At 71.4% G+C, this 17,855-nt stretch carries 19 protein-coding genes; 6 read left to right on the forward strand and 13 right to left on the reverse strand.

The features are described from left to right. Window positions 1-21: 21 nt before the first annotated feature. The 5 genes from mqnE to IE308_RS32985 all read right to left on the reverse strand — a co-directional run bounded on the left by mqnE (window position 22) and on the right by IE308_RS32985 (window position 4,824). Complete coding sequence (gene mqnE, locus IE308_RS32965) at window positions 22-1,185, reverse strand: aminofutalosine synthase MqnE (protein WP_190220690.1); 1,164 nt, start codon at window positions 1,183-1,185, stop codon at window positions 22-24. A gap of 38 nt (window positions 1,186-1,223) precedes the next feature. Continuing rightward, entirely contained in the window at window positions 1,224-1,679 is a 456-nt protein-coding gene (locus tag IE308_RS32970; protein ID WP_110629697.1) for an Lrp/AsnC family transcriptional regulator, read from the reverse strand. A gap of 58 nt (window positions 1,680-1,737) precedes the next feature. Then, window positions 1,738-2,406, reverse strand: a complete 669-nt coding sequence (locus IE308_RS32975) for a UbiX family flavin prenyltransferase (RefSeq protein ID WP_110629696.1) — start codon at window positions 2,404-2,406, stop codon at window positions 1,738-1,740. Between the two features lie 67 nt (window positions 2,407-2,473). Then, on the reverse strand, window positions 2,474-3,376 hold the full coding sequence (gene mqnP / locus IE308_RS32980) for a menaquinone biosynthesis prenyltransferase MqnP (protein WP_190220691.1): 903 nt from the start codon (window positions 3,374-3,376) through the stop codon (window positions 2,474-2,476). Further along, a complete protein-coding gene (locus IE308_RS32985) occupies window positions 3,373-4,824 on the reverse strand; it encodes a menaquinone biosynthesis decarboxylase (protein ID WP_190220692.1) in 1,452 nt (483 codons plus the stop codon). The genes mqnP and IE308_RS32985 overlap by 4 nt, the downstream gene beginning before the upstream one ends. Before the next feature lie 87 nt (window positions 4,825-4,911). Between IE308_RS32985 and IE308_RS32990 the strand changes: the two genes are divergently transcribed. Continuing rightward, on the forward strand, window positions 4,912-5,226 hold the full coding sequence (locus IE308_RS32990; protein ID WP_190220693.1) for a PLD nuclease N-terminal domain-containing protein: 315 nt from the start codon (window positions 4,912-4,914) through the stop codon (window positions 5,224-5,226). Next, on the forward strand, window positions 5,226-6,113 hold the full coding sequence (locus IE308_RS32995) for a LysR family transcriptional regulator (protein ID WP_190220694.1): 888 nt from the start codon (window positions 5,226-5,228) through the stop codon (window positions 6,111-6,113). The genes IE308_RS32990 and IE308_RS32995 overlap by 1 nt, the downstream gene beginning before the upstream one ends. Here IE308_RS32995 and IE308_RS33000 read toward each other — a convergent pair. Continuing rightward, window positions 6,010-6,957, reverse strand: a complete 948-nt coding sequence (locus IE308_RS33000) for a DMT family transporter (RefSeq protein ID WP_190220695.1) — start codon at window positions 6,955-6,957, stop codon at window positions 6,010-6,012. The genes IE308_RS32995 and IE308_RS33000 overlap by 104 nt on opposite strands. Before the next feature lie 92 nt (window positions 6,958-7,049). Then, window positions 7,050-7,373 (reverse strand): ArsR/SmtB family transcription factor, encoded by a 324-nt coding sequence (locus IE308_RS33005; RefSeq protein WP_190220696.1) that lies wholly within the window; start codon window positions 7,371-7,373, stop codon window positions 7,050-7,052. Between the two features lie 129 nt (window positions 7,374-7,502). Between IE308_RS33005 and IE308_RS33010 the strand changes: the two genes are divergently transcribed. Next, window positions 7,503-8,483, forward strand: coding sequence for a quinone oxidoreductase family protein (locus tag IE308_RS33010; protein ID WP_190220697.1), 981 nt, complete (start codon window positions 7,503-7,505; stop codon window positions 8,481-8,483). Here IE308_RS33010 and IE308_RS37120 read toward each other — a convergent pair. Beyond that, a complete protein-coding gene (locus IE308_RS37120; protein ID WP_229909325.1) occupies window positions 8,467-8,580 on the reverse strand; it encodes a DUF397 domain-containing protein in 114 nt (37 codons plus the stop codon). The two genes, IE308_RS33010 and IE308_RS37120, sit on opposite strands and share 17 nt — an antisense overlap. Further along, window positions 8,528-9,457: a helix-turn-helix domain-containing protein gene (locus tag IE308_RS33015; RefSeq protein WP_190220698.1), complete on the reverse strand. Its 930-nt coding sequence runs from the start codon at window positions 9,455-9,457 to the stop codon at window positions 8,528-8,530. The genes IE308_RS37120 and IE308_RS33015 overlap by 53 nt, the downstream gene beginning before the upstream one ends. Before the next feature lie 109 nt (window positions 9,458-9,566). Between IE308_RS33015 and IE308_RS33020 the strand changes: the two genes are divergently transcribed. From IE308_RS33020 to IE308_RS33030, 3 genes are all read left to right on the forward strand, one after another. After that, the gene (locus IE308_RS33020) at window positions 9,567-9,980 is read left to right on the forward strand and encodes a DUF7848 domain-containing protein (RefSeq protein WP_190220699.1); all 414 of its coding nucleotides are present in this window, start codon (window positions 9,567-9,569) and stop codon (window positions 9,978-9,980) included. Between the two features lie 111 nt (window positions 9,981-10,091). Further along, window positions 10,092-12,245, forward strand: a complete 2,154-nt coding sequence (locus tag IE308_RS33025) for a hypothetical protein (RefSeq protein ID WP_229909313.1) — start codon at window positions 10,092-10,094, stop codon at window positions 12,243-12,245. After that, window positions 12,245-13,777 (forward strand): type 1 periplasmic-binding domain-containing protein, encoded by a 1,533-nt coding sequence (locus IE308_RS33030; RefSeq protein WP_190220701.1) that lies wholly within the window; start codon window positions 12,245-12,247, stop codon window positions 13,775-13,777. Before IE308_RS33025 ends, IE308_RS33030 begins: the two co-directional genes overlap by 1 nt. A 23-nt stretch (window positions 13,778-13,800) precedes the next feature. On the opposite strand, the gene IE308_RS33035 is transcribed toward IE308_RS33030, so the two are convergent. From IE308_RS33035 to IE308_RS33050, 4 genes are read right to left on the reverse strand one after another with little or no spacing between them, the layout of a single operon-like run. Continuing rightward, entirely contained in the window at window positions 13,801-14,205 is a 405-nt protein-coding gene (locus IE308_RS33035; RefSeq protein ID WP_190220702.1) for an SRPBCC domain-containing protein, read from the reverse strand. Window positions 14,206-14,261: 56 nt separating this feature from the next. After that, entirely contained in the window at window positions 14,262-15,365 is a 1,104-nt protein-coding gene (gene ccsB / locus IE308_RS33040) for a c-type cytochrome biogenesis protein CcsB (protein WP_190220703.1), read from the reverse strand. After that, window positions 15,362-17,077, reverse strand: a complete 1,716-nt coding sequence (resB, locus tag IE308_RS33045) for a cytochrome c biogenesis protein ResB (protein WP_190220704.1) — start codon at window positions 17,075-17,077, stop codon at window positions 15,362-15,364. The genes ccsB and resB overlap by 4 nt, the downstream gene beginning before the upstream one ends. A gap of 3 nt (window positions 17,078-17,080) precedes the next feature. Then, window positions 17,081-17,854 carry a cytochrome c biogenesis CcdA family protein gene (locus IE308_RS33050; protein ID WP_190220705.1) on the reverse strand — a complete coding sequence of 258 codons (774 nt, stop codon included), beginning with the start codon at window positions 17,852-17,854 and terminating at the stop codon, window positions 17,081-17,083. Between the last annotated feature and the right edge of the window lies 1 nt (window position 17,855).

Here is a 17,855-nt window from a genome sequence, read left to right on the forward strand (position 1 = left end):
CGAACGACTACCCGATCCGTCTCACACCCGCATGGGCTGCGGAGACTCCCGACGCCCGGCGTCAGGCCCCTCGTACTCCCGGATGATCTCGTACCGCGTGTTCCGCTCCACCGGCCGGAACCCCGCGTCGCGGATCAGCTCCAGCAGGTCCTCACGGGTCAGCTTGTTCGGCGTGCCGTAGTTGTCCGCGTCGTGCGTGATCTTGTACTCGACGACCGAGCCGTCCATGTCGTCGGCGCCGTGCTGGAGGGCCAGCTGGGCGGTCTGCACGCCGTGCATGACCCAGAAGACCTTCACGTGCGGGACGTTGTCGAACAGCAGCCGCGAGACGGCGAACGTCTTCAGCGCCTCCGCGCCCGTCGCCATCTGCGTGCGCGCCTGGAGGCGGTTGCGGATCTTGCCGTCCTGCATGTCGACGAAGTCGTGCTGGTAGCGCAGCGGGATGAAGACCTGGAAGCCGCCGGTCTCGTCCTGCAGCTCGCGCAGCCGCAGCACGTGGTCGACGCGGTGGCGGGGCTCCTCGATGTGGCCGTACAGCATGGTGCAGGGGGTCTTGAGACCCTTCTCGTGCGCCAGGCGGTGGATGCGGGACCAGTCCTCCCAGTGGGTGCGGTGGTCCACGATGTGCTGGCGGACCTCCCAGTCGAAGATCTCGGCGCCGCCGCCGGTCAGCGACTCCAGACCGGCGTCGATCAGCTCGTCGAGGATCTCGGACGCCGACAGCCCGGAGATGGTCTCGAAGTGGTGGATCTCCGTGGCGGTGAAGGCCTTGAGCGAGACGTTTGGCAGGGCCGCCTTCAGCTCGCGCAGGGACCGCGGGTAGTAGCGCCACGGCAGGTTGGGGTGGAGGCCGTTGACGATGTGCAGCTCGGTGAGGTTCTCCGACTCCATCGCCTTGGCGAGCTTGACGGCCTCCTCGATGCGCATCGTGTACGCGTCCTTCTCCCCCGGCTTGCGCTGGAAGGAGCAGTAGGCGCAGGACGCCGTGCACACGTTGGTCATGTTGAGGTGGCGGTTGACGTTGAAGTGGACGACGTCGCCGTTCTTCCGTGTCCGCACCTCGTGCGCGAGGCCGCCGAGCCAGGCCAGGTCGTCCGACTCGTACAGCGCGATGCCGTCCTCCCGAGTCAGCCGCTCACCGGAGCGGACCTTCTCCTCCAGCTCGCGCTTGAGTCCGACGTCCATGCCCACACCTTTCTCCGACAGCACCGCCAACGGTATCCCTAGACCTCTTCGGGCAGTTCCCCGACCCGGTTCTCCCACTTGGTGGAGAGCACGATGGTGGTACGGGTGCGGGAGACGCCCCGGGTGCCGCTGAGCCGCCGGATGATCTTCTCCAGCCCGTCCACGTCGGAGGCGCGCACCTTGAGCATGAAGGAGTCGTCGCCGGCGATGAACCAGCAGTCCTCGATCTCGGTGAAGTCCTTCATCCGGCGCGCCACGTCCTCGTGGTCGGCGGCGTCGGAGAGCGAGATGCCGATCAGGGCGGTCACGCCGAGGCCCAGCGAGGCCGAGTCCACGGTGGCGCGGTAGCCGGTGATGACACCGGCCGCCTCCAGCCGGTTGATGCGGTCGGTGACGCTGGGTCCCGACAGACCGACGAGGCGTCCCAGCTCCGCGTAGGAGGCCCGGCCGTTCTCCCTCAGGGCCTGGATGAGCTGCCTGTCCACCGCGTCCATGCGATTCGAAGCCTTCCGCTGAAAAGGTCGGGGAATTCGTGAAACGAAGAGGTACTGCTCAGTTGCCGCCGCCGCCCAGCTCGCCCTTCCAGCGCCGGTACAGCTCGTGCGGGACGCCGGCGGCGTCCAGGACGCGTCCGGCGACGAAGTCCACCAGGTCCTGGATGTGGGTCGCGCCCGCGTAGAAGGCCGGCGAGGCGGGCACCACGGTCGCGCCCGCGTCGTCCAGCGTGACCAGGTGGCGCAGCGTCTGCCCGTTGAGGGGGGTCTCCCGTACGGCGACGACCAGGCGGCGGCGCTCCTTGAGCGTGACGCTCGCGGCCCGCTGGAGCAGGTCCTTGGACAGTCCGAGGGCGACACCGGCGACGCACGCGGTCGAGGCGGGCACGATGAGCATGCCCTTCGTGGCGTACGACCCCGAGGACGGCCCCGCGGCCAGGTCCCCGGCGTTCCAGTACCGCACCGCGCTGACGTCCGCGTCGAAGCTGCCGGGCTTGCCGTCGGCCCCGCGGGCCAGCCATTCCCGCAGGTCGTCCGCCCAGTGCGCGTCCCGGAAGGAGATGCCGGTCTCGTCCAGCAGGGTGAGCCGCGAGGCCCGGCTGACGACCAGGTCGACGCTCTCACCGGCGGCGAGCAGCGCCCGCAGCACCGCCGCCGCGTACGGCGTACCGGAGGCTCCGGACACCCCCACGATCCAAGGCGTGCGCTGCGTTTTCCCTGCGTTCACATCTTGAGCGTACCGGTGCGCGACGGCGGCCTCAGGATCGGCCGCACGTCGGACCGTCAGACCGCCGTCAGACCGTCAGACCCCGCACCAGCAGATCCAGCAGCGCGCACGCGAACAGGGCGATGCCGATGAAGCCGTTGACGCTGAAGAACGCCCTGTTCAGGCGGGACAGGTCGTGGGGGCGGACGATGCGGTGTTCGTAGACGAACGCGGCCGCGACGATGAGCAGGCCCAGCCAGAAGAACGCGCCCGCGTCCGTGGCCAGGGCGTACCAGACGAACAGGGCCGTCGTGACGAGGTGGCAGGCGCGGGCGCCCCAGATCGCGGCCGGGATGCCGAAGCGGGCCGGGACCGACATGACGCCGATCTCGCGGTCGGTCTCGACGTCCTGGCAGGCGTAGATGAGGTCGAAGCCGCCGATCCAGATGCCGACGGCGAGGCCGAGGATGACGGCCGTCCAGGACCATTCGCCGGTGATCGCCAGCCAGCCGCCGATCGGGCCCATCGCCTGGGCGAGACCGAGGATGGCCTGCGGGAAGTTCGTGAACCGCTTGCCGTACGGGTAGACCACCATCGGGACGACCGCGACGGGGGCGAGCGCCAGGCAGAGCGGGTTGAGCAGGGCGGCCGCGCCGAGGAAGACGACGAGCGCGACGAGGGCGCCGGTCCAGGCGTGGCGCACGCTCATCGCGCCGGTGACCAGCTCGCGGTGGGCGGTGCGCGGGTTCCGGGCGTCGATCTCGCGGTCGATGATCCGGTTGACGGCCATCGCGAAGGTCCGCAGGCCGACCATGCAGATCGTGACCAGGAGCAGCCGGCCCCAGTGGATGTTCCTGTCCCACTCGTACATCGCGGTGAGGGAGGCGATGTAGGCGAAGGGCAGGGCGAAGACGGAGTGCTCGATCATCACCAGGCGCAGGAAGGCCTTCGTGCGCCCCGGCTGGGGGATCGCGGCAGAGGCGGAACTCACAGGCCGTACTCCTTCCAGCGGCGGTCCACCAGGGCCGCCGTCTCCGGGTCGGACTCCACCATGTCCGGCCACCCTCCGTCGCGCGTGTACCCCTCCTCGGGCCACTTCCGCGTCGCGTCGATGCCCGCCTTGCCGCCCCAGAACTGCTGGTAGGAGGCGTGGTCGAGGTGGTCGACGGGGCCCTCGACGACCGTGAGGTCGCGGGCGTAGTCGGTGTTGCCGAGCGCCCGCCAGGCGACCTCGTGCAGGTCGTGCACGTCGCAGTCGGCGTCGACGACCACGATCAGCTTGGTCAGGGACATCATGTGCGCGCCCCAGACGGCGTGCATCACCTTCTGGGCGTGCTTGGGGTACTTCTTGTCGATCGAGACGATCGCGCAGTTGTGGAAGCCGCCGGCCTCGGGCAGGTGGTAGTCGACGATGTCCGGGACGATGATCTTGAGGAGCGGGAGGAAGAAGCGCTCCGTCGCGCGGCCCAGCGGTCCGTCCTCCGTCGGCGGGCGGCCGACGACGATCGACTGGAGCAGCGGCCGGCGTCGCATCGTCACGCAGTCGATCCGCAGCGCCGGGAACGGCTCCTGCGGCGTGTAGAAGCCGGTGTGGTCGCCGAAGGGCCCCTCCGGCAGCATCTCGCCGGGCTCCAGCCAGCCCTCCAGGACGACCTCCGCCTGGGCCGGGACCTGGAGCGGGACCGTCTTGCAGTCGACCATCTCGATCCGCTTGCCCGCGACGAACCCGGCGAACAGGTACTCGTCGATGTCGCCGGGCAGCGGCGCGGTGGAGGCGTAGGTGACGGCGGGGGGGCAGCCGAAGGCGATGGCGACGGGCAGCCGCTCGCCGCGCCGGGCGGCCACCTGGTAGTGGTTGCGGCTGTCCTTGTGGATCTGCCAGTGCATGCCGATTGTGCGCTTGTCGTGGCGCTGGAGGCGGTACAGGCCCAGGTTGCGGATGCCGCTCTCCGGGTCCTTGGTGTGGGTCAGGCCCAGGTTGAAGAAGGAGCCGCCGTCCTTGGGCCAGGTGAACAGCGCGGGCAGCTGGTCCAGGTCCACCTCGTCGCCGTGCAGGACGACCTCCTGCACCGGCGCGTCCTTGACCTTCTTCGGCGGCACGTGCGCCATCGCGCCCAGCTTGCCGAAGGCCTCGCGCACGCCGACGAACCCGTGCGGCAGCTCGGGCTTCAGCAGCCCGCCGATCTTGTCGGAGATCTCGGAGTACGACTTGAGGCCCAGCGCCTTCAGCAGGCGGCGGTCGGTGCCGAAGACGTTCATCGCGAGCGGCATCGCGGACCCGCGGACGTTCTCGAACAGCAGCGCCGGGCCGCCGGACTTCTGCACCCGGTCGACGATCTCCCCGACCTCCAGGTACGGATCGACCTCCGCCTTGACGCGCTTGAGGTCGCCTTCGCGTTCCAGTGCCCTGAGCAGGGAACGAAGATCGTCGTAAGCCATGCGTTCCAGTATCCGGTACGGGCTACTCTGACCCCGTCACCGGGGCCGTCACCGGCCCGACACCGTCCTCTGGGAGACACCCCGCCCATGCTCAGGTATCTGCCGTTCCTGCTGGTGCTGGCGCTGTGGATCTACGCCTTCATCGACTGCCTGAACACCCCCGAGGAGGAGGTGCGCGGGCTGCCGAAGGTGGTGTGGGTGATCGTGATCCTGCTCTTCGGCGAGGTGCTGGTGGGCCCGGTCGCCTGGCTGGTGGCCGGGAGGAACCGGGCGCCGCGCGGACCGTCCGGGGGCGGCGCCACCCGCTGGGTCGCGCCCGACGACAACCCCGAGTTCCTGAAGTCCCTGGACAAGGACAGGGAGAAGGACAGGGACAGGAAGGACGGGGGCGAGGACGGCTGATGGAACTGCGGCTGCTGGTCACCTTCGAGAAGGTCGCCACCGTGCTGAGCTTCACCCGGGCCGCGGCCGAGCTGAAGTACGCCCAGTCCAGCGTGACCAGCCAGATCCGCGCCCTGGAGTCCTCGCTCGGCGTGGAGCTGTTCGACCGGCTCGGCAGCCGCATCCGTCTGACCGAGGCGGGCGAACGCCTCCTGCCCTACGCCCGCCGGATGATCGAGCTGGCCGACGAGGCACGCGCGGCGGTCGCCGACACCGAGGAACCGGCGGGCACGCTGGCCGTCGGCACGATGGAGTCCCTCACCAACTACCGGCTGCCGCCCCTGCTGGAGTTCTTCCACCACCGCTACCCCAAGGTCCGCCTCTCCCTGCGCCCCACCCTCGGCGACGAGACCCGGCAGGCGCTGCGGCAGGGCACGTACGACCTGGGCTTCCTGATGGAGGCGGAGACCGAGCATCCGGGCCTGGACAGCGAGGTGCTGACCACCGAGCCGCTGGCGCTGGTCGCGGCGCCCGGGCACAAGCTGTACGGCGCCGCTGTGACCTCCGCCGACCTGGTGCGCCAGCCGCTGCTGGCGACCGAGCCGGGCTGCGCCTACCGGGACCTGTTCGAGCGGGAGCTGACCTCCGTGGCCCGGGCGCCCGTCGACTTCCTGGAGTTCGGCACGATCGAGGCGACCAAACGCGCGGCGGCGGCCGGCCTCGGGATCTGTCTGCTGCCCGAGGTGACGGTCGCCGCCGAACTCGCGGAGGGCTCGCTGGTACGGCTGGACTGGACGCCGCCGTTCACGCTTCGCACGCAGCTGGCGTGGCGGTCCGGGAAGCGGCTTCCGGCGTCCGCGCGGCTGTTCCTGCAGCGGGCGCGGCAGCTGCTGGCCGAGCAAGGGTGACCTTGAGGCTGGCGGCGACGATCAGCGGGACGCCCAGCGCCTGGACGGGGCCGATGTGGTGGCCGTACACCGCCCAGTCGGCGACCATCGCGACGGCCGGGTAGACGAAGGCCAGGACGGCGATCTTCGAGGTGGGCAGCTGGGCGTAGGCGGCGTACATCAGGACGTACATCACGCCGGTGTGGACGAGGCCGAGCCCGGCCAGCCAGCCCCAGTCCCAGCCGGTGCCGCTCATCGCGCCGAAGTCGGCGAAGGGCAGCAGCAGGGGGATGCCGACGAGCACCTGGACGAGGGCGATGAGGTGCGGCCGCACGCCGGTGATCCGCTTGGTGACCAGCGTGGACAGGCCGTAGAGCAGCGCGGCGAGGAGGGCCTGGCCGATGCCGAGGACGTAGGTGCCGCCGCTCGCGAAGTCGGCCGGGGTGACCCCGGAGACGAGGATGAGGCCGGCGAAGGCGACGGCGATCCAGCCGACCCGGGCGGCGGTCAGCCGCTCGCGGAAGAGCAGGGCGCCCAGCAGCACCACGTAGAACGGCTGGGTGTGGTAGACGACCGTGGCGACGGAGATCGACGTGTTCTCGTACGACTGGAACAGGAACACCCAGTTGAAGACGATGAACACGCCGCCGAGGACGGCGAGTCCGAGGGTGCGCGGGGTGAAGCCGTGGTCGCGCAGCCAGCCGCGGGCGGTGACGTAGGCGCCGAGGGCGAGGGCGCCGAACAGGACGCGGAAGAACACCACATTGAACGGCGAGGCGCCCGACTCGACGACGAAGACGCCGAGGGTGCCGGAGAGCACCATCGCGGTCGTCAGCTGGGCGATGCCCTTGGTTTCGGAGGTCATGCCGAAGACGCTACGAACGGGCATCCGCGCTGGTCCACGGCCCAGTGGGGCGTCCTGCCGATGGGGTCATCGGCGGATCCGATGGGCCCTGGTCAGCCCTCGCGCAGCACCAGCGCGAGCAGGCCGGGGAAGCGGGCGTCGAACTCCTCGCGCCGCAGCCGGTTGACGCGCCGGGGCCCTTCGTCGCGCTGCTCGACCAGTCCGGCGGCGCGCAGGACGGCGAAGTGGTGGCTGAGGGCGGCCTTGCCGACGGGCACGTCGAAGCTGCCGCAGCTGCGGCTCCACTCGCCGGAGGACGCCAACTCCCGCACCAGCGTGAGCCGTACGGGGTCGGCGAGGGCGGCGAGGGCCGTCTCCACCGCCACGTCGTCGGGGTGGGTGTGGTCCGGGGCGGCGCGGTGGCGGGGGGCGGCCACGAATCCTCCTCCGGGTGCGGGTCACGGGTGCCGTGGTGCGGGCTGTTGCGGCTGTTGCGGAGTGTTCGATGAAAACCATACACTCCCGAGTGTTCGCTTTTCGTTGAACACCCGAGTGAGGGGTACGGCATGCGCGCGATCGAGTTCGAGGAGTACGGCGGCCCCGAGGTGCTGCGGGTGGTGACGGCGGACGCCCCGGAGCCCGGCCCCGGCCAGGTCGCCGTCGATGTCGCCTACGTCGGCGTGAACTTCGCCGACCTGAAGGCCCGCGCCGAGGGCTACCGGGTCCCATCCCTGCCGTACCGCCCCGGCCTGGAGGTCTCGGGCCGCGTGCGCGCGCTCGGCGCCGGGGTGACCGGCCTGACCGTGGGCCAGGAGGTGGCCGCGCTGACGGCGGGCGGCGCCTACGCCGAGGTGGCGGTCGCCGACGCCACGACCGTCTTCCCGCTCCCCTCCGGCGTGGACCTGCGCACGGCCGCCACACTGCCGACGGTGCTGCCCACCGCGTACGCCCTCATCCACACCGTCGGCAGGCTCCGCGAGGGCGAGACCGTCCTCGTGCAGGGCGCGGCGGGCGGCGTCGGCACGGCGGCCGGGCAGCTCGCGCGGGCGGCGGGCGCCGGCGCCGTGTACGGCGTGGTCTCGTCCCCCGCGAAGGCCGCGCACGCCAAGGAGCACGGCTACGACGAGGTGTTCGCCGGCGCCTTCGAGGAGGCCGTACGGGAGGCGACCGGCGGGCGGGGCGTCGACCTCGTCCTGGACCCGGTCGGCGGCGACACCCTCCGCGCCGGACTCGCCTCGCTGGCCCCCTTCGGGCGCCTAGTCTCCTACGGCAACGCGAGCGGCGCCGAGCCGTGGAGCGTCGGCCAGCCCGAGCTGTACCCGCTGGGCGTCTCCGTGTCCGGCTTCTCCATCCTGACCCTGGCGACGACCGCCCCGGCAGACCTGCGCCGCCTCACAGAAGCGGCCTTCGCGAAGGCGGCCGACGGCACGGTGACCCTGCCGGTGACGGCGGAGTTCCCCCTGGCCGAGGCGGCGGAAGCACACCGCCTGATGGGCAGCCGGACGAGCGTGGGCAAGCTCCTGCTCAGCGTCAGCGCAGGGAGCTGAGGAACGCGGACCAGGCGGGGCGGGGGAAGAGGAGGACGGCGCCGTCAGGGTTCTTGCTGTCGCGGACGGGGACGGTGGCGGGGAAATCGGGGGCGATTTCGACGCAGTCGCCGCCGTTGGCCCCGCTGTAGCTGCTCTTGGTCCAGCGGGCCGCGCTCAGATCGAGGCTGTTCATGATGTTCGTACCCTTCCATCACGTCGCTGATCAGAGCGGCGGACTCGGGTGCTGACAGGGCGTCCGCCCGGAGCACATCATAAGTCCGGCTGTGATGGGTGAAGACGGCCGGGTCATCGCTGAAATGGCCGCGGTCCAGCGACTCCGAGTACACCCACTGGTGCCCGTCGGGCAGCGTGATCAACGACAGGGACGTGTCGGGCCGGTCGATCTCCGGGCGGCCCAACGGCGCCACCTGGATACGGATGTTGGGAAGCCGTCCCACGGACAGCAGGTGCTCACACTGCGCCCGCATCACCGCCGGGCTCCCCACCATGTGCCGCAGGCAGGTCTCGTCCAGGACCACGAGGTAGAACGGGCCGCCGTCGGCGTAGAAGCGCTGCTGTCGGCTGAGGCGGGCCCGGACCCGCTCCTCCACCTCCACGGCCTTCACAATCCGGCGGGAGAACAGGGCCGTTGCGTAGTCCTGCGTCTGCAACAGACCCGGAATCACCTGCGTCTGATACGCGCGCACGGCCACCGCCTCCGCGTCCATGCGCGCCCTCCTCTCGAACCAGTCAGGATGCTCCACCTGCGGATACCAGTCGATCCGCCCCCACAGCCGGTGCAACACCCCACCCGTGCCCAGCACTTCGTCCGCCTTCTTCGCGAACGGCTCCTGCGGGACCCGCGTCGCGGACTCGACCCGCGCGACCAGCGACCGGTCACAGGGGATCGCCTTGGCCAGCGCCTCCTGCGTCAGGAAGGCGGCCTCGCGGTAGTGGCGGAGCAACTCACCGAAGATCTCTGCGCTGTTCATGGTCCGCTCCGTGACAAGGCCCGAGTGGCACGTGGGATGCGTTGATACCGACGGTTCCCGTGCGCGACGCTCAATACACCCAGAGTCACCGAGCGAGCGCGGAGAGAACATGAGGGAACCGGTGAGGGACATCGACGCACCCCCGGTGCCGTACGCGGGGTGCGAGGAGTGCGCCTCGCTGGCGGTGCTGCGGCACGAGGCGCGGGCGTGCGGGGACGGTACGACGGAGACCGACGCCAACGTGCTGATGAGGCGGCATCAGGCGAAGGACCACCGGGCCGGGTTCCCGAGGCTCTTCCGGTACGTGCCGTACGTGATCGTGCAGGACGCGTCGGCCGAGCCGGAGTACGAGGCGCGGTGCGTGTCGGGGGACGCCGCCGACTGCGCCGCGACCTCGGGCAGCCATCCGGACCCGGCGCCGGTGGAGGAGTGGCAGCGTCGGCACACGCAGGAGACGCGGCACACCCGCTACCGCCGCACCTTCGCGGACTACGCGGTGATGGAGCGGGTCGCGCCGTACTGAGGGCGGGTGCCGCCGGATTCGTAACACAACGGACACCACGCGCTCTATGCCGAACCAACTCCCTCTCCTTACCCTGGCGTTGGGCAGATGACCGCTCTGGGGGGAGACGCGGTGGGCGATGTGTTGCACGGTCGCGGGGCACTGCTGAACGCCGAGCCCGCCGGCCTCGTACCGCGGCTGGTCGGGCTGCGGCCGGGCGAGCTGCGCGCCGTGGACGCCAAGGAGTACGCGCGGGCGGACGAGCTGCCCGTGCTGGTGGTGGCGGGCGGGCGGGGCATGGGGAAGACCGCCCTGCTGACGGCTGTGTGCGAGGCGTACGAGGGGGTCCGGCGCCGCAACGAACGGCAGCGGCACACCCCCCTGGCGTTCATCGACTGCGAGCACCCGGCGATCGCCCGGCGCCGCCCCAACCAGCCCGAGGAGTCCTGGTCGCCGGTCTTCCAGGGCCTGCTCGTGCTGGCCGAGGGGCTCGGGGAGCGGGTGCGGCACGCGGGCGAGGTGGTCTTCCCGCGGCTGATGGCGGGGCTGGTCGCGGTGGCCGCCTCCGGCTGGCAGGAGGCGGACGCCGAACGGATCCGTCGGGAGCTGGGCCGGATCCTGCTGCTGAACGAGGGCCGGCCGGGCATCACGCTGCTCGCCAGCCGGTGGGCGGGCAAGGTGGTGTCCAAGGTGGTCGCCGCGGCCAGCGGCCAGGCGCCGTTCGTCGCGGCGGCGATCGAGGCGACGCTGGAGTCGGTGACGGACGGGTTCGCCGGGCACCGGCAGCAGAAGTCGTCCGGCTGGTACCGGACGTATCCGAACGCGGGCGGCAACGCGCAGCGCGGGCTGATCCTGCTGTCGGAGCACTTCCGGGCCGGCGGGCCGTCCCGTGAGCACGCGGAGCGGTGGCTGGTGCGGGCGCTGCTCGCCGATGTGACGGAGGCGTACGCGGGGCTGGGGTCGCGGCTGCGGCGGCTGGGCCGGCCGCTGGTGCTGCTGGACAACGCGCACGCCGGGCCGGGCCCCCGGCTGCTGGACGCCGTCCTGCGGGACCGGGCGGAGGGCATCGCCGACGAGGTGGTGTTCGTGGCCGCCGTACGGGGGGACGGGCATCCGGTGCTGCGGGGCGCGCCCCGGCTGGCGCTCCCGGAGGTGAGCCGGCGCGCCGACTGGCGGCCGGACGCGACGCCGGCCTCGCGCGCCCTGGTGGTCCCGCTGCCGCCGCTGTCCGCCGAGGACACGCTGCACATCGCCGACCTGAGCGTGCTGGTCGGCGCGCCCGCCCGGTTCCCGCACGCCGCCCACCGGCTGACCGGCGGGAACCCGCTCGGCGTCCGCCTCCTGTCGCGGGCGGCCCGGCGGCGCCCCCAGCAGGCCGTCTCGCTGGGCGGTCTGCTCACCGCGCCGGCCGTCGACGAACGCGAAAGGGACGAGGACCGCCCCCTGTACAGCGCGCTGCTGGAGAAGCTGGTGCCCGACGACCGGCTGGAGGAGCTGACAGTGCTGGCCGCCGCGCACGACCTGGAGTCGGCGGTCGCGCTGGCCGCGGCACTCCTCCCGGACGACTTCGGCTCCGCGGGCGTCCGCACCCTCCAGGCGCGGCTGGCCACCGAGGGACTGCCGTCGGCGGCCGGGCACTTCGTGGGCGACCCGTTCGTGCGGACCCTGCTGCTGCTGCGGCTGCACCACCGGCAGGACGGGCACGGCAAGTGGCGGGAGACGCACGAGACGCTGATCGCGCACTACGCGGCCGACGGCGACCCGGACGGCACCGCCGGCGACCCGGGCCGGGCCCGGCACCGGCTCCACCACGAGCTGGCCCTCGGCGACTCCGCGGGCGCGGTGGCGTACCTGCGGGACAGCTTCCCGGTGCTGGACACGCGGACCTGGCTGGACACGCTGTGCTTCCTCGCGTCCGCGCCCTACTTCCACGCCCACGACGACGAGGGCCACGACTTCGCCGGGCAGGACGACCGGCGCGCGGCCGTCGCCCTGGACCGGGCCGGCACCCGGCAGACCCCGCCCGAGGGCGTGGACGCGGTCCTGCACCAGCGGGTGCGGCGGCTGCTGCACGCGGTATGGCAGCTGTCCGACCCGCTGGTGCTGCCCGATCCGCGGGTGTGCGACCGGCTCCGGTTCGAGCTGCTGCAACTGTGCGACCTGCGCGAGGAGGGCGGGGCGCTGCTGTGGCAGGCGGCGCAGGACTGGCCGCGCGAGGTGCTGGCGGGGCGGGCACTGCGTACGCCCGCCGACGAGGACACCGACGAGGGGGACGGGGGCGCGTGATGGGGTGGCTGCGGGAGATCTGGGAGATCCGCCTGTACCGGTACGTCGCCGTGGTGGTCACGGTGGCCCTGGTGACGGGCCTGTACTTCGCCGTGCGCAGCCTCGCGCACGACGACCGTGCCTGCGCGCCCGGCGTCGCACGGCCCGAGGGCAGCGACGACTGCGTCGGCGTGACGAGCACGGCGTACGACTTCGGGCGGCCGCAGTTCCGGGACGTCGTGCAGGCCATCGACAAGGAGAACGACCGCCTGAAGGACGGCGGTTACGTCACCGTCGCGCTGATGCTGCCGTACACCGCGACCACCCCGTCCACGCTCAGCGACATCCACCACGAACTCCAGGGCGCCTATCTCGCGCAGTGGCAGGCCAACCACGCCGCCAACGGTCAGGCGCCCGCGATCCGGCTGGTGCTCGCCAACCCGGGCGCCACCAGCGACCACTGGGAGCTGCTGGTGGACCGGCTGGAGCGGATGACGACGTCGTCGGACCGGCTGCGGGCGGTCGCCGGGGTCGGCATGAGCACCGACAACAACAAGAAGGCGGTGGCCGAGCTGACCCGGCGCGGCATCCCCGTGGTCGGCTCCTCGATCACCGCGGACGACCTGGCCAACGGCCAGGACGGCAAGGACCCCTTCCCGGGGCTGGCCCGGGTCTCCCCCACCAACACCGACGAGGCGCGGGCGCTGGCCTCCTTCGCGAAGGTGACCGCGGGCAAAGCGCTGCTGGTGTACGACCGGCCCGGCGACCCGTACACGCGGACGCTCCAGCGGTCGTTCGCCGCGCTGATCAAGGGCTCGCCGTACGAGCCGCAGCCCTTCACACCGCCCGCCGACCGCAGCCAGGAGGGCACGACCGCGAACACGTTCCGGCAGATCAGCCACCTGGTGTGCAACACGGCCCCCACCACCGACACGATCCTCTTCGCGGGCCGGCACACCCAGCTGCGGCAGTTCGTCAACGCGCTCGGCGCGCGCGGCTGCCAGGAGCGGAGGTTCACGGTGCTGACCGGGGACGAGGGGTCGTACCTGAGCGGCGAGAAGGCGCTGGACCGGGGCGCGCTACGGCACAACCTGTCGGTGCGCTACACCTCGCTCGCCCACCCGATGGCCTGGACTCAGAACCCGCCCGCGACGGGCGGCTCTCCGCAGGCGATGCGGGACCTGAGCGATCTGCTGAAGCGGGCCGAGCGGGCGCCGATCGGGCCGATCGGCCAGGTCGCCCTGGACGACGGGCAGCTGATCATCGGCTACGACGCGATGCAGCTCGCCGTGCACGGCATCCGCGAGGCCACCCCCGAGGGGAAGACGGCCCCGCCGCTGGCGGACGTGGGCCTGCAGTGGCCGCAGGTCAAGGGCAGGGAGCTGCGGGTGGACGGGGCGAGCGGCTGGATCTGCCTGAACGTCCACGGCAACCCGTACGACAAGGCCGTACCGATCGTGGAACTGACGCCGGAGGGCGGGTCGCGGTTCGTGAAGCTGGCGTGGCCGGAGGGGAAGCCGCCGACGGCGGAGTGCCTGACACCGGCGGCGTAGGAGTGCTCCAGGCCGTGTCCGGCCTAGCCCCGGCCCAGCTGTTCGATCAAGGTTTCGAATCGGGCGCGCCAGGACGGTTCCGTCTCGCCGTCCTCGCCCTGGAACTCGTGGGTGAAGCGGAGCAGGCAGCCGGCGTCGCCGCCGCGCTCCAGGTGGAAGCGGATCCGGCCGCCGCCCTCGACGGTGTACTCGGCGACCCGGTCCACGTCCCAGGCGGTGACCTCACCGGCGCCCAGGCCGCGCAGGGCGACGATCCCGCCGAGCCGGGGTTCCAGCACGTCGACCGCGGTGAACCAGGCCGCCAGCCCCTCCGGCGTGGACAGCGCGGGCCAGACCGACTCCATGGTGCCGGGAAGCCGCACCAGGAAGTGCAGGATGTGCGTGTTCCCGTGCGTCTGGCTGGTGCCCTGCTCGATGGCTCCGGTCATGACACCAGCCTGACCCCGGGGCGCCCGATCCGCACCCCGCCGGGGCGCTGACCTGGCTACACGCCCGCGTAGGAGTGCTTGCCGCTGAAGAGGAAGTTCACGCCGTAGTAGTTGAACAGCCAGCACGAGAACGCGATCAGCGCCAGGTAGGCGGCCTTGCGGCCCTTCCAGCCGGCCGTGGCGCGGGCGTGCAGGTAGCAGGCGTAGGCGACCCAGGTGATGAAGGACCAGGTCTCCTTGGGGTCCCAGCCCCAGTAGCGGCCCCAGGCGTCGCCCGCCCAGATCGCGCCCGCGATGATCGTGAACGTCCACAGCGGGAAGATCGCCGCGTTGATGCGGTACGAGAACTTGTCCAGCGTGGCCGCCGAGGGCAGCCGCTCCAGGACGGAGGTGGCGAAGGTGCCGGGCTTTCCGCCGCCCGCCAGCTTGCTCTCGTAGGAGTCCTTGAAGAGGTAGGCGACCGCTCCGGCCGCGCCCACGTAGAAGGACGCGCCGCAGAAGATCGCCGTCGAGACGTGGATGTACAGCCAGTACGAGTGCAGCGCCGGGACCAGCTGGTCGCTGGCGGTGTACAGGACCGTCACCGCGAGGCCGAGGTCCAGCAGGACGGTGGTGATCAGCAGCAGGCCGAGCCAGCGCACGTTCTTCTTCAGCGCGAGCAGGCCCAGGTAGACGCCGACCGCCACCGTGGAGAAGGTGATGTTGAACTCGTACATGTTGCCCCACGGCGCCCGCTGCACGGACGCCGCGCGGGCGACCACGCCGCCCAGCTCCACCAGGAACGCGAGCACGGTGAGGGAGATCGCGACCCGGCCGAACAGGTCGCCCTGCTCGTCACCGCCGTGCGCGCCGGGACCGTCCGGCACGTCCCGGGACCCGGCCGCGGACCGCACGACGACCTTCGGCCGCTCCAGTACGGCGGTGCCGCCGGCCTTGTTCACGGTGACGGCCGGCGCCGCCGCCTTCGCCTTCGCCGCGGTCTGCGCGGTGAGCGCGGCGGCGGTACGGCCGACCTTGCTGCGGCTGCCGAAGATCCACTCGGCGATGTACGCGAAGAAGGCCAGGGTGTAGACGGCCATCGCGGAGTAGATCAGCGTGTTGCTGATGCTCGCGAGGTGTTCGTTGGTCGCGGCGGCCAGCTCTGTCGCGGCGTGGGTCACTTCTGCTCAGCCCCTTCGGCAGGTACGGAGGCTCGGTCGTCTTCGGGGGACTCCGGGTCGGGGGCGCCCGGCGCCCGGTCGTAGAGGGTGGCGGCGAGGTCGCCGAGTTCCTCGGGCACCTTCGCGGACTCGCTGCGGCCGAGGCCGGCCATCTCGACGACCGTCACGCCGTCGTCGCCGGTCACCGCGCGCACCCAGACGCGGCGGCGCTGGATGAACAGGGACCCGGCGAGACCGAGGATCGCGGCGACCGCGCCCACCAGTGCCCAGACGCTGCCGGGCTGCCGGGTGACCTGGAAGCCCGCCCACTCCTCGACGCCCTCGAAGGTGACCGAGCCGGCCCCGCCCGGGAGCGTCATCGTCTCGCCGATCTTCAGCTGCTTCTTGAACAGCTCGCCCTTGGAGTCCTTGAACTCCTTCAGGTTCTTCTTGTTCAGCTGGTACACGCTCTGCGGGATGCCCGAGTCCACGCCCAGGTCGCCGTGGTAGGCGTTCAGCGCGAGCATCGGGTTGAGCAGCGCCGGGAACGCCGACAGCATCGTCGAGCCCTTCCCGCCGTACGTCGGCAGGAAGAACGCCTGGAAGCCGAGCTGCTCCTTCTTGCCCTCGGGGTTGCGGTAGCCGTCCATCACCTTGATCGCGCCGGAGGAGGTGACGTTGCCGTCCAGTGGCAGCAGCGGCACGGCCTGCCGGTTCATGACGACCTTGCCCTTGCCGTCGCGGACGGTGATGACGGGCGCGTAGCCGTGGCTGACCAGGTAGACCTTGGAGTCGCCGATCTGGAGCGGCTCGTTGACCTTGATGATCGTCCGCTTGTCCTTGCCGTAGGCGCCGACGCTGTAGGTGACGTCCGCCTGGTAGGTGCGCGGGGTGCCGCGGTTGGGGCCGGTCAGCTCGTAGGTGCCGGTGAACTGGTTCAGGCGGAAGCTGAACGGGTCCAGGTCGTCCTGCGTGAAGAGGTTGCCGGACTTGAAGTCGTCGTACTGCGTGAGGGTGTTGGAGAAGCCGCCGCCCTCCACGATCAGCTTGTTGCCCTCGGACTTGTACAGCTGGCCCCAGGCGAAGGCGACCAGCATCACGATCAGCGCGATGTGGAAGGCGAGGTTGCCGGCCTCCCGCAGATAGCCCTTCTCGGCGGCGACGGCGTCCCCGGCGACGTGCGCGCGGAAGCGGCGCCTCTTCAGCAGCGCGAGCGCGGCCTCACGGACCTGCCCGGGGTCGGCCTCCGTGCGCCAGGTGGTGTACGCGGGCAGCCGGGTCAGCCGCTTCGGCGCGGCCGGCGGACGGCCGCGCAGCTGGCCGACGAACTGCCAGGTACGCGGGACGATGCAGCCGATGAGGGAGACGAACAGCAGGATGTAGATCGCGGAGAACCACACCGAGCTGTAGACGTGGAACAGGCCGAGCTTGTCGTAGATGGGCGCGAGGGTGGTGTGCTCCTTGCGGAACTCGGCCACCTTCAGCACGTCGATGCCGGTCTGCGGGATCACCGAGCCGGGGATCGCGGCCAGCGACAGCAGCAGGAGCAGCAGCAGCGCGACCCGCATGGAGGTCAGCTGCCGCCAGAACCAGCGCACCCAGCCGATCACGCCGAGGGCGGGCAGGCCGGGCTGTTCCTCCTGGGGGGCGGTGGAGAGCTGGGAGCCCGCGGCGCCGAGGTCCTGGTCCTCGGCGGGGACCGGGCCCGGCTCGGAGGCGGTGGTCTTGCTCATCGATCAGATCCCCACAGTGAAGCCGTTGGACCAGGTCTGCATCTGCTGCACGAGACTGTCCCACGCGCCGGTCAGCAGCAGCAGACCGGTCGCGATCATCATGGTGCCGCCGACGCGCATGACCCACACATAGTGGCGCTTGACCCAGCCGAAGGCGCCGAGCGCCTTGCGGAAGGCGACCGCGGCGAGCACGAACGGCACACCGAGGCCGAGGCAGTAGGCGACCGTCAGCAGGGCGCCGCGCCCGGCGCTGCCCTGGTCCTGGGAGAGGATCAGCACCGACGACAGGGTCGGGCCGATGCAGGGCGTCCAGCCGATGCCGAAGAGGGCGCCCAGCACGGGCGCGCCGAGCAGACCGGTCGTGGGCCGCTTGTGCAGGCGGAACTCGCGCTGGGTCATCCAGGGCATCAGGCCCATGAAGAAGACGCCCATGAGGATCATGAAGACGCCGAGCACCTTCGACAGGACGCCCTTGTGCGCCTGGAGGGTGTCGCCGAAGTAGCCGAACAGGGCCCCGCTGGAGACGAACACCGCGGTGAAGCCGAGCACGAACAGGGAGGCGCCGGCGACCATCCGGCCGCGGCGGGCCTCGGCCAGGTCGGTGCCGGTGACGCCGGTCACGTACGACAGGTAGCCCGGCACGAGCGGCAGCACGCACGGGGAGAAGAAGGAGACGAGGCCGCCGAGCAGGGCGATGGGCAGCGCCAGCAGCAGGGCGCCGTTGAGCACCGTCGTGTTGGGGCCTGCCGCCTCGGCCAGGGTGGTCACCGCGGTCACG

The sequence above is a fragment of the Streptomyces griseosporeus genome, assembly GCF_014656055.1.
In the GTDB taxonomy this organism is placed as follows: Bacteria; Actinomycetota; Actinomycetes; order Streptomycetales; family Streptomycetaceae; genus Streptomyces; species Streptomyces griseosporeus.

Coding starts and splice junctions, on each gene's coding strand:
- resB (WP_190220704.1), bottom strand. CDS start 17,077: ATGAGCAAGACCACCGCCTCCGAGCCGGGCCCGGTCCCCGCCGAGGAC.
- IE308_RS33000 (WP_190220695.1), bottom strand. CDS start 6,957: ATGACCTCCGAAACCAAGGGCATCGCCCAGCTGACGACCGCGATGGTG.
- IE308_RS33035 (WP_190220702.1), bottom strand. CDS start 14,205: ATGACCGGAGCCATCGAGCAGGGCACCAGCCAGACGCACGGGAACACG.
- IE308_RS32995 (WP_190220694.1), top strand. CDS start 5,226: ATGGAACTGCGGCTGCTGGTCACCTTCGAGAAGGTCGCCACCGTGCTG.
- IE308_RS32985 (WP_190220692.1), bottom strand. CDS start 4,824: ATGGCTTACGACGATCTTCGTTCCCTGCTCAGGGCACTGGAACGCGAA.
- IE308_RS33015 (WP_190220698.1), bottom strand. CDS start 9,457: ATGAACAGCGCAGAGATCTTCGGTGAGTTGCTCCGCCACTACCGCGAG.
- IE308_RS33030 (WP_190220701.1), top strand. CDS start 12,245: ATGGGGTGGCTGCGGGAGATCTGGGAGATCCGCCTGTACCGGTACGTC.
- mqnE (WP_190220690.1), bottom strand. CDS start 1,185: ATGGACGTCGGACTCAAGCGCGAGCTGGAGGAGAAGGTCCGCTCCGGT.
- IE308_RS33020 (WP_190220699.1), top strand. CDS start 9,567: ATGAGGGAACCGGTGAGGGACATCGACGCACCCCCGGTGCCGTACGCG.
- IE308_RS32970 (WP_110629697.1), bottom strand. CDS start 1,679: ATGGACGCGGTGGACAGGCAGCTCATCCAGGCCCTGAGGGAGAACGGC.
- IE308_RS33010 (WP_190220697.1), top strand. CDS start 7,503: ATGCGCGCGATCGAGTTCGAGGAGTACGGCGGCCCCGAGGTGCTGCGG.
- IE308_RS32990 (WP_190220693.1), top strand. CDS start 4,912: ATGCTCAGGTATCTGCCGTTCCTGCTGGTGCTGGCGCTGTGGATCTAC.